We start from the raw sequence: 9,369 nt of genomic DNA, 5'->3' as shown, positions 1-9,369 counted from the left end.
CGTATCGGCGATCATCCCGCCAGCCGGATCGACGAGCTCTTGCCGTGGAACTGGCAGCCCACCAACGTCGACCAGGCGGCCGCATAGCCAAAGCCGAGATCCATCATAGCGCGAAGGACGGGCCATAACCGGACGCGTACGTTGATGCCGTGGTAGGGGCGGAACGAAGCGGCGTCGTAAGGCCAGTCTCGGCCCTCAAGCCACGCGGCGACGGCCTGGACGAAGTCCTTCTCGACGACGCGCGCTAGCGCCTGCGGCTGAGGCTTGTTGGTCTGGGCGCGAACCGCTGGCGGTGTCGCTGCAGTCTTCCGAGCATTCAGCTCCAAAACAATGGTGTTTGGTGTCATGGGTTGTCCTGGGGATAGGTGGCAAAAGGTGTCGGGAGATGAGGGCGCGGTGGCTTAGACAGCGCTTCCTCGTTAGGTTTTGCGGGAGCCGCTGACGGTCGCGGCAAGCTGGATCGACGCTGCGCGGCCTCAGCGGCGTGCGTTTGGCGGCCGCGGGGGTTAACCGCGGGCGCTCTCAGCCGACCATGGTGGCGAGAGGTGGGGCATGATCAATTTTCCGCCCATAGACCTAGCCAGCTTTAGCTGGGAGGCCTTGGCGACGCTCGTAACGGGGCTGGCGGCTGTGACGGCGGCGGCCTGGGTGGGACGGCGACAAACGGCCATCCTCGCCTCACAGGCCGCCGTGCAGCGCTATGACCTGATCGCTAAGCTCTTCGAGTTGAGATCAGCGGCCTACTACGATGTCCGGAGCCACCTGAGCTGGGTGGTGGCGCACTCAGCACGGCCCGATGCCGAGCAGAACGCAGCTTTCGCAAGGGCCGTAGAGCGGTGCCGATTCCTCTTTCCGGAGGCACTTTACGAGCATGTGCGCGACATCGACCGGCGGCTGGATGTCTATCAGCGGGCTCACGCGTCAGTGGAACGAAGAGAGCGCCGTGGTGAAGAGTTTGGCGACACGCTGGAAAAGGAGGGCGACCTCTTCGCTGAGATCGCCACCCTGCTGCGTGAACTGCCAGATGTCTTCGCGCCGCACATTAGGATCGGTCTAGAACCTTGATCCGGTTTGGGCGGCGACACGCGCACCCGCATCTACGGCAACTACATGCCTTACAAACTACGGCTTTGGGGATGGGGCCTTCAGGATGGTCACGAGCTTTGCAAGCTGGTCATGGATTTTGGCTAGCAGCCACAGCCCGTAGGCACCCATTCCGCTAGCAACAGCCCACCGAATGGTCGTCTCGTGACCCTTTGCCAAATCGGTGGAGATCATCGCACCGATTACAAAGATCGCGAGAATGATGAGGCCCAGGCCGATGATGGCCGCCCACTTTAGGAGCGAGACGATGCCTCGCCCCATTTCGGCGAGCCCTTCTCGTGCGTCGGCGCGGGCCTTGGGGTCGTAGAACAGCTGCTCAAACATCGTCGTTGGGGCCTTTAGCTGGCGGCCACTTCTTGGCAACACCTCTCACACTCTCTGCAAGCGCGGCTTGGTTCAAGGCGCAATCCAGTTCGCGAGCGACCTGGGCCTCATTCCTCGCGCCGGTGACCAGTTGTTTGGTGGGTCGCCACAGCGCCGCGCTTAACGGAAACGCGCGACCCAGTCCCCATGAGGGGGCCGTCCGGACTGTTGGGAAGCGCGCCGCTGGGGAGAAGCACCCGCTCGACGGCTTCGTGGAGCTGTGTTTCGGAAGGGCCGCCGCTGTAGCGAACGAGCGCCAGGAAGTCGCGGCCCTCTTCGTGGCCGACAATGGCGGCGATGATCTGCGGGGCAACACCCGCTTGTTCCAGTTTGGTGATGAACCAGCGGCGGAAGCTGTGAAAGTCAGCGTTGGCCTGTCGGCGGCCCTCCAGGCGATCATAGACCCCTATGTCGCGCTGGTAGGCCGTGAACCTCTCGCCAGCCTTCGCGCCACGCCGGCTCTCGCGGCTCGGCGGGGCCTTCAACTCCTCGATCAGGAAGTCATCTGGCGCTTTGCCGGCGAGGCGGCGCTCGACGAGCGGCTTCAGCAGGGGGTGAACGGGCACCTTGCGGACACCTGCGGCGGTTTTTGCATCCTCGATAGTGAAGAACAGGAGGTCCACGCTGCGGACCCGCAGGCTGGCGATCTCATCCTGCCGCATGCCGGACAGGATCGCGAGGCGCATAAGGTCGTGAAGGGTCCGGTAGGTTTCCCCCTTGAGGAGCTTGACGACCTCTTCATCGGTGAAGGGCCGCTTGCGGGCGTTCTTCTCGCCTCGCTTCACGCTGCGCTGCTGGTCGCGCCAGGGGTTCTGGTCGGCAAGGCCGCGCCTGATCATCCATTTCCAGTAGGCGTGGAGTGCCGAGACGTGACTGTTGACCGTTTCTACCGTGATATCCCCGCTCGCCAGGGCATCCACATACTCGGCAGCGATAGGGGTCGTGATTGCGCGGACGTTGTCACCCTCCGGGCGGTTCCGCATCCACTTCGCGGCCCTCGATGTCGCCAGCTTCACCCGGGAGCGATAGCTGTCGCCGAAGTCCTCCTCGGCGAGGTAGCGGTCCAGGCTGCTGCTGATCGGCAGCGCCCCGCGCACCCAGGCCCGGAAGTTGTTTCCTCGGCGCTCCCGCGCAGGATCGTAGACGGGCACGAGCTCGCCGTTCGGGGCGATGTCGTCGTCCACGGGTTCGCCGTAACGGGTCTCCAGCTCGCGATCCCACTCAGGCCACAGCTCGTCGGGGACGTTCTCGCGATCTGGGTCGCCGCCTGACTTGATGATCCGCTGTCGCCACCACAGAGCGGCCTGCAGCTCGCGCTCGGCTTCCTTCGAGAGGGCGGGCTTCTGCGGCTTCGTCGGGCCGGAGCGGCGGGCAGTCTCGATCTCTAGCCTGATCTCCGCGACCACTACCGGGAGCCTGCGAATGGCTTCCGCGCGATCTCGTGTCTTGAGACTGCGGACGATGTGGCTGCTGCGGAGGCCGGCTCCAGGCGGGACGCGGACGCGCGCCTGATAGACGGTCGATCTGGGGTGACGCCAGAGATAGGGAGGGTTTACGCGGGACACGACTGGAACTGCTGGGTGACACTTTTCGGGGATAGTGGGTGTCACTTACAGTTGAAAGCCGTGGAAACACAACAGGTTTTGGGCCTTGGGGTGCTCGCCGACCGCCTCACCTAGGCGGCACCACCCTTCCCCGCGACGCCATTTGGGAACGCGGTAGGGTTGCGGCCTGTCAGCTAAGATACCCAGATCGAGTAACGACGTTCGGTGAAGCGTGGGCGAGCCATGGTGAACGGCATCTCTCGTTAAGAGGTTGAACGCGTCATGCGGGTCTCACATCTGGGACACATCGTCGCATGCTCCGTTCGATCCGCGCCAAGCTCCTGGCGGTCATCTCTATCCTGGCTATCGGCCTTGTCATCATGGGGGTCGTCGCCTTCATCGGCCTGCGGAGCGGGGACGCCCGCATAGACCGGGTGATCGCCGATCGGGTCGTGCCCATGGCGCAGCTGAAGGCGGTGGCCGACGCCTTCGCTGTCGCCGTGGTCGACGCCGGCTGGAAGGTGCAGACCGGACAGCTCAGCTGGGAAGAAGGCGCGCAGGGCATCGTCGAGGCCCGCGCGACTATCAAAAAGGAGTGGGCGGCCTACAGCGCCACGACCATGACGGCCGACGAGGTCGTCCTGAAGGACAGGGCCGAGGCGGCGATGAGCGACGCTCATGCGGTGCTCGACGCCCTGGAGGCGATCATGACGCGCCGCGATCAGGCTGCCCTTGAGGCGTTTACCGCCAACAGCCTCTATGTCCCGATCGACCGGGTGAGCGGCGCCATCAGCGACCTGACCTCCCTGCAGATCAAGGTGTCGCTCGAAGAGGGCCGCGCGGCGCACGAAGCCTCAAACCGTTACCTGATGCTCATCGGCGTGGCCGGTCTCGGCGGCGTGATGGGGCTGATCATGTCCCTCTACATCACGATCTTCGGCGTCACGCGTCCCCTGGGCGGCATGGTCCACGCTATGCGGCGACTTGCTGAAGGCGATCATGAGGTCGACGCCCCGGGCCAGAACCGGGCCGACGAGATCGGGGCGATGGCGCAGGCTGTGGGTCAATTCAAGTCCAACGCCATCGAGCGGCTCCGCCTGGAGGGTGAGGCCGCCGCCGCCGAGACCGCGCGCCTGGCCGACCTGCAGCGCAGTGAGGCCGAACGTGCTGAAGCGGCCGCCCGGCTGGCGGAGGTGGTCGAGGCCCTTGGAGCAGGGTTGAAGCGTCTTGCCGCCGGAGACCTTGCTGTACATATCAACAGCCCGTTCGCCGCGGAATATGATCGTCTGCGGGACGACTTCAACGCCTCGGTGACCACCCTGAGCAGGGCCATAAGCGCAGTGGCCGCCGCCGCCCGTGGCATTGGCGGCGGCGTGGATGAGATCGCCCAGGCCTCTGACGATCTCTCCCGTCGCACCGAACAACAGGCGGCGGGGCTGGAGGAGACGGCGGCCGCGCTGGACCAGATCACCGCCACGGTCCGTCAGACTGCTGAGGGCGCGCGTCGGGCGAACTCCGCGATCGCCGACGCCAAACGGGAGTCCCAGGAGTCTGGCGCCGTCGTGGGCCGGGCGGTCTCGGCTATGGGACAGATCGAGCAGTCCTCCACCCAGATCGGCCAGATCATCGGGGTGATCGACGAGATCGCCTTCCAGACAAACCTGTTGGCCCTGAACGCCGGGGTTGAGGCCGCCCGCGCCGGCGACGCCGGCCGGGGCTTTGCGGTGGTCGCCTCCGAAGTCAGGGCTCTGGCCCAGCGCTCGGCTGAGGCGGCGAAAGAGATCAAAGCTCTCATCAGCGCCTCCACTGAGCAAGTGGCGCAGGGGGTGGAGCTCGTTGGGCAGACCGGGCACGCCCTTCACGCCATCATGCAACGGGTCGAGGAGATAGATTCGGTGATGGCGGACATCGCCCACAGCGCCCAGGAGCAGGCCACAGGGCTTGCCCAGGTGAATGTGGCGGTGAACCAGATGGATCGGGTGGTGCAGCAGAACGCGGCCATGGTGGAAGAGTCGACCGCGGCGACCCAGACCCTCAAGGGCGAGACGTCCGACCTGCTGGCGCTGGTGGCGAAATTCCGGGTGGAGACGGTGGCGGCCGCGGCACAGGCGGCGTCTCCGGCCCTGGCCCTGCGTCAGCGGGTGGCGGCCGCGGCCATGGGCGGACGCTTCTAGATCGGCCCCAGATCGCCGGGCCGCGTCCAGCGGGGGTCCTGGGGCGGCAGCAGGCCCTCGCCGCCGCGGCGCAGACCCTGCAGCAGGGTGCGCAGATGGCCGTAATTGGCCCGCACCAGGGCCTGGACCGCAGGCCCGCGCAGGATTTCGGCGGGGATGACCACGCCCTTGCCGCCGACCTTCTGGCAGAAGCCCATCTTTTCCAGCCGCCCGGTGTGGCGGCGCGCCGTCTCATAGGGCAGGCCGAGAAACTGCGAGACCCCCAGCACGCTGACCGGCCGGCGCAGCTCGTCGGGGAAGACGCCGTCCACGGCCATGGCGTTGAACTGGGCGGGGCGGTTCAGGTGCTGGACCGACCCCTGGGCGATGGTCAGGAAGACGAGGCCGGTCAGCAGGTTGCCGTCGAACAGGTCCCCCAGGGCGCCGGCCATATTGATGAAATAGTCCGACCCCAGCCGCATCGCGTAGCGCTGCAGGGCGAGGTCGTGAAGATCAGCGGCGTCGGAACCGGTGGAAAGGCTCGTCTGATCCAAGGGTCTTGGTCTCCCTGGCGGCCTTCCCGAAACGCTATTCGCCGAACGCCCGCCATCGCGGCATATGGCGCCGATCGTCGGTGAGTGCGAGCCAGCGCCTTACGATCTTGGGTAGCCCTCAGGTCACAACATCGGTCTCGCCCTCCTGACGGACGCCCCGATCGGGGCGTTCGATCCACGCCATCAGGGGCGTTGCGGCGACGCCATGCAGGATGACCGACATCAGGACCACCGCCCCGGTGATCGCCCACAGCCGCTCGGAGGATCCGAAGTCCCCGTGGTTGAGGCCATAGGCGATGTAGAAGAATGAGCCGATCCCCCGGATGCCGAGGCTCGCCGACAGCCATTTTTCGCGTCGGGTCAGGTCTGAGCCCCACATGGAGACCCGTCCGGCGAGGGGTCGGATCACCAACAGGATGACCGCGCAGACGGCCAGGTCGCTCCAGGTCAGACTTGAGAGCAGACCCGCGGCGATGGCGCCGCCGAACAGCACCAGGACCAGCATGATCAGCAGCCGCTCCACCTGTTCGGCGAAGTCATGCAGGGCGCGGTGATAGCTGTGGTTCCGCTCCCGAGACCGCAGCGTCAGGGCGGCGATGAACACGGCCAGAAAGCCGTAGCCCTGGACGAACTCCGTCGCCGAATAGACGACGAAGGTGGCGCCCAGGGCCATCAGACCATCGCCGGTGGCCGACAGACGGACATGAGGAATGTCGAAGGCGATCCATCCCATGGCGCGGCCCAGAAGCCAGCCCATGACGAGGCCCGCGCCGATGCGCCAGACCAAGTCCATCGCCCCCCAGTGGAGCCAGTCCTGGGAGCTCGGCCAGGCCATGGGATCGCCCGCGGCCGCAGCGGCCGCGGCGAAGACCAGGGCCAGGTGGACAAAGGGAAAGGCCAGGCCGTCATTGAAACCCGCTTCAGAGGTCAGAGCGAAGCGGACCTCCCCCTCCTCGCCGGAGCCTGGAGGGCCGACCTGGACATCCGCCGCCAGGACGGGATCGGTCGGGGCGAGCGCTGCGGCCAGAAGCAGGGACATGGCGAGCGACAGGCCCAAGGCCTGGACCCCGAGAATGGCGATGGCCAGGATCGTCAGCGGCATGGCGATCCCCAGCAGTCTCCAGGCCGACCCCCACCGTCGCCACCCCATGGGCCGGTCGATCTTCACCCCGGCCCCCATGAGGGCGATGATGACCACCATTTCCGTCAGGCGCTCGGTCAGGGTGTCATAGGTCCGCGGATCGGGGTCGAAGTTGAGGCCCCCAAGGCTGAAAACCGCGACGCCAATCAGCACGCAGACAATGGCCAGGCTCAGCGGCAGCCGTTTCAGCGCCAGGGGCAGCCACGCCACCAGCAGGATGATCCCGCCCAGCCCGAACAGAAACAGCAGATAGGGGTCCAGGGTCACGGGCGTCATCCTTGAGCGGCGGGACGATGAAACGCCCGGCGCCGCGTTCGTATCCGGTCAAGCTTGGGCGACCTCGCCCCGCGTCTCCATCTATGGCAATCAGGGGCGGTTCAGAGGTCGAGGGACGGCATGGCGCATCGGTTCTATTCCAGTCAGGCCCAGGGGTTCGTGCGCTGCGCGGTGGCGACGCCGAGGGTGGCCGTGGGCGATCCGGCGGCCAACGCCCAGTCGATCCTGGAACTGGCGCGACGGGGCCATGAGCAGGGCGCCGACCTGATCGTCTTTCCTGAGCTGTGCGTCTCGGCCTACGCGATCGATGACCTGCATCTGCAGGACGCCCTGCTGGACGCTGTCGAGGCGGCGGTGGCGCAGATTTGCGAGGCCAGCAAGGCGCTGAGCCCGGTCCTGGCCATCGGCGCGCCGGTGCGGCGCAACGGCCGGCTCTACAACTGCGCCCTGGCCATCTCTCGCGGGCGCATCCTGGGGGTCGTTCCCAAGTCCTTCCTGCCCAACTATCGGGAATATTACGAGAAGCGGTGGTTCGCCCCGGGCGCAGGGCTGACCGATCTGGAGGTGACCCTGGCCGGTCAGACGGTCCCATTTGGCGTCGATCTGGTGTTCGCCGCCGAGGATCTGGCGGACTTCGTCTTCCACCTGGAGGTCTGCGAGGATTTTTGGGCGCCGACGCCGCCCTCGACCCGCGGCGCCCTGGCCGGCGCCCTGATCCTGGCCAATCTGTCGGCCTCCAATGTGGTGGTGGGCAAGGCCCAGGACCGGGCGATGCTGTGCGCCTCCCAGTCGGTGCGCTGCCAGGGGGCCTATCTCTATGCGGCCGCCGGGCCCGGGGAGAGCACCACCGATCTGGCCTGGGACGGTCAGGGCGACATTTATGAGCTGGGCGTGCTCCTGGCCCAGAGCGCCCGGTTTGTCCGCGAGGGCGGCCTGACCCTGGCCGATGTGGATGTCGAGCGTCTGCGCCTGGAGCGGATGCGTACGCCGACCTTCAATGACGCCGCCATAGCCGAGGGCCACCCGGAGTACGACTTTCGGCGGGTGGGTTTCGCCCATCAGCCCGACTTCGCCGACCGGGGCCTGATGCGCCGCCTGGACCGGTTTCCCTTCGTGCCCGACGACCCGGCCCGTCTGGACCAGGACTGCTATGAGGCCTTCAACATCCAGGTGGAGGGGCTGGCCCAGCGCCTGAAGGCCAGTCGCACCGAGAAGATCGTCATCGGCGTCTCCGGGGGCCTCGATTCGACCCACGCCCTGATCGTGGCGGCCAAGGCCTGCGATCTGCTTTCCCTGCCCCGGGCCAATATCCTGGCCTTCACCCTGCCAGGCTTCGCCACCTCGGACTCCACCAAGTCCAACGCCTGGGCCCTGATGCGGGCCATTGGGGCCGCGGCCGAGGAGATCGACATCACGCCTGCCGCCCGCCAGATGCTGAGCGATCTGGGGCATCCCTTCGCCGATGGCGAGCCGGTCTATGACGTGACCTTCGAGAATGTGCAGGCGGGCCTGCGCACCGACTATCTGTTCCGGGCGGCCAATCAGCGCGGAGCGATCGTGCTCGGCACCGGCGACCTGTCGGAGCTGGCGCTCGGCTGGTGCACCTATGGCGTCGGCGACCAGATGAGCCACTACAATGTCAACGGCTCGGTGGCCAAGACGCTCATCCAGCACCTGATCCGCTGGGTCGCCGCCCATGGTCAGTTCGAGGCCGACACCAACCAGATCCTGCTGTCTGTGCTCGACACCGAGATCTCGCCGGAGCTGGTGCCGGCCGATGCGCAAGGCGCCATCCAGTCCACCCAGGCCATCGTCGGCCCCTATGAGCTGCAGGACTTCCACCTTTATTACATCACCCGCTTCGGGCTTCGTCCGTCGAAGGTGGCCTTCCTGGCCTGGCACGCCTGGCGGGATGCGGCGTCCGGCGCCTGGCCGCCCCACTTCCCCGCAGAGGCCCGCAACCAGTACGATCTGGAGACTGTGGGCCGCTGGCTCGAGGTGTTCCTGCAGCGGTTCTTCGGTTTCAGCCAGTTCAAGCGCTCAGCCATGCCCAATGGACCCAAGGTGGTCTCAGGCGGCAACCTGTCGCCGCGCGGCGACTGGCGCGCCCCGTCCGATGGGTCGGCCCGGGTCTGGGTCGACGAGTTGAAGGCGCGCCTGCCCGACCTGTCGTAGTGTCAGGAGGCGGAGTGCACGCTATGCGGTATGGACAGCTGGCCGCGGCAACCATAACG

General features: G+C 66.5%; 8 protein-coding genes. 3 read left to right on the top strand and 5 right to left on the bottom strand.

Going from position 1 to position 9,369, the window contains the following annotated elements:
* Nucleotides 1-11: 11 nt before the first annotated feature.
* Nucleotides 12-347, bottom strand: coding sequence for a hypothetical protein (locus Q8N19_RS16750; protein ID WP_305592665.1), 336 nt, complete (start codon nt 345-347; stop codon nt 12-14).
* A 205-nt stretch (nt 348-552) separates the two neighbouring features.
* On the opposite strand from Q8N19_RS16750, the gene Q8N19_RS16745 reads away from it, so the two are divergent.
* A complete protein-coding gene (locus Q8N19_RS16745) occupies nt 553-1,065 on the top strand; it encodes a hypothetical protein (RefSeq protein WP_305592663.1) in 513 nt (170 codons plus the stop codon).
* Between the two features lie 57 nt (nt 1,066-1,122).
* Here Q8N19_RS16745 and Q8N19_RS16740 read toward each other — a convergent pair whose 3' ends face one another.
* Nucleotides 1,123-1,428, bottom strand: coding sequence for a hypothetical protein (locus tag Q8N19_RS16740; RefSeq protein WP_305592661.1), 306 nt, complete (start codon nt 1,426-1,428; stop codon nt 1,123-1,125).
* Nucleotides 1,429-1,535: 107 nt separating this feature from the next.
* Nucleotides 1,536-3,032, bottom strand: a complete 1,497-nt coding sequence (locus Q8N19_RS16735) for a DUF6538 domain-containing protein (RefSeq protein WP_371133888.1) — start codon at nt 3,030-3,032, stop codon at nt 1,536-1,538.
* Nucleotides 3,033-3,325: 293 nt separating this feature from the next.
* Here Q8N19_RS16735 and Q8N19_RS16730 point away from each other — a divergent pair, with 293 nt between their 5' ends.
* Nucleotides 3,326-5,185, top strand: a complete 1,860-nt coding sequence (locus tag Q8N19_RS16730) for a HAMP domain-containing methyl-accepting chemotaxis protein (RefSeq protein ID WP_305592657.1) — start codon at nt 3,326-3,328, stop codon at nt 5,183-5,185.
* Here the strand turns inward: Q8N19_RS16730 and Q8N19_RS16725 are convergent.
* Both Q8N19_RS16725 and Q8N19_RS16720 read right to left on the bottom strand, forming a co-directional pair.
* Nucleotides 5,182-5,718 carry a hypothetical protein gene (locus Q8N19_RS16725; protein WP_305592655.1) on the bottom strand — a complete coding sequence of 179 codons (537 nt, stop codon included), beginning with the start codon at nt 5,716-5,718 and terminating at the stop codon, nt 5,182-5,184. The two genes, Q8N19_RS16730 and Q8N19_RS16725, sit on opposite strands and share 4 nt — an antisense overlap.
* Before the next feature lie 118 nt (nt 5,719-5,836).
* A complete protein-coding gene (locus Q8N19_RS16720; RefSeq protein ID WP_305592653.1) occupies nt 5,837-7,126 on the bottom strand; it encodes a sodium:proton antiporter in 1,290 nt (429 codons plus the stop codon).
* Between the two features lie 129 nt (nt 7,127-7,255).
* On the opposite strand from Q8N19_RS16720, the gene Q8N19_RS16715 reads away from it, so the two are divergent.
* Nucleotides 7,256-9,310 (top strand): NAD(+) synthase, encoded by a 2,055-nt coding sequence (locus Q8N19_RS16715; RefSeq protein ID WP_305592651.1) that lies wholly within the window; start codon nt 7,256-7,258, stop codon nt 9,308-9,310.
* The last annotated feature ends 59 nt before the right edge of the window (nt 9,311-9,369 follow it).

The organism is Phenylobacterium sp. (genome assembly GCF_030693405.1).
In the GTDB taxonomy this organism is placed as follows: Bacteria; Pseudomonadota; Alphaproteobacteria; order Caulobacterales; family Caulobacteraceae; genus Phenylobacterium.
The sequence above is the reverse complement of the archived record's forward strand: the minus strand, read 5'-3'. Positions and strand labels throughout refer to the sequence as shown.

Bases quoted from the DNA above. Each gene is read 5' to 3' on its own strand.
- Q8N19_RS16740 (WP_305592661.1), bottom strand. From the start codon at position 1,428: ATGTTTGAGCAGCTGTTCTACGACCCCAAGGCCCGCGCCGACGCACGA.
- Q8N19_RS16730 (WP_305592657.1), top strand. From the start codon at position 3,326: ATGCTCCGTTCGATCCGCGCCAAGCTCCTGGCGGTCATCTCTATCCTG.
- Q8N19_RS16745 (WP_305592663.1), top strand. From the start codon at position 553: ATGATCAATTTTCCGCCCATAGACCTAGCCAGCTTTAGCTGGGAGGCC.
- Q8N19_RS16715 (WP_305592651.1), top strand. From the start codon at position 7,256: ATGGCGCATCGGTTCTATTCCAGTCAGGCCCAGGGGTTCGTGCGCTGC.
- Q8N19_RS16750 (WP_305592665.1), bottom strand. From the start codon at position 347: ATGACACCAAACACCATTGTTTTGGAGCTGAATGCTCGGAAGACTGCA.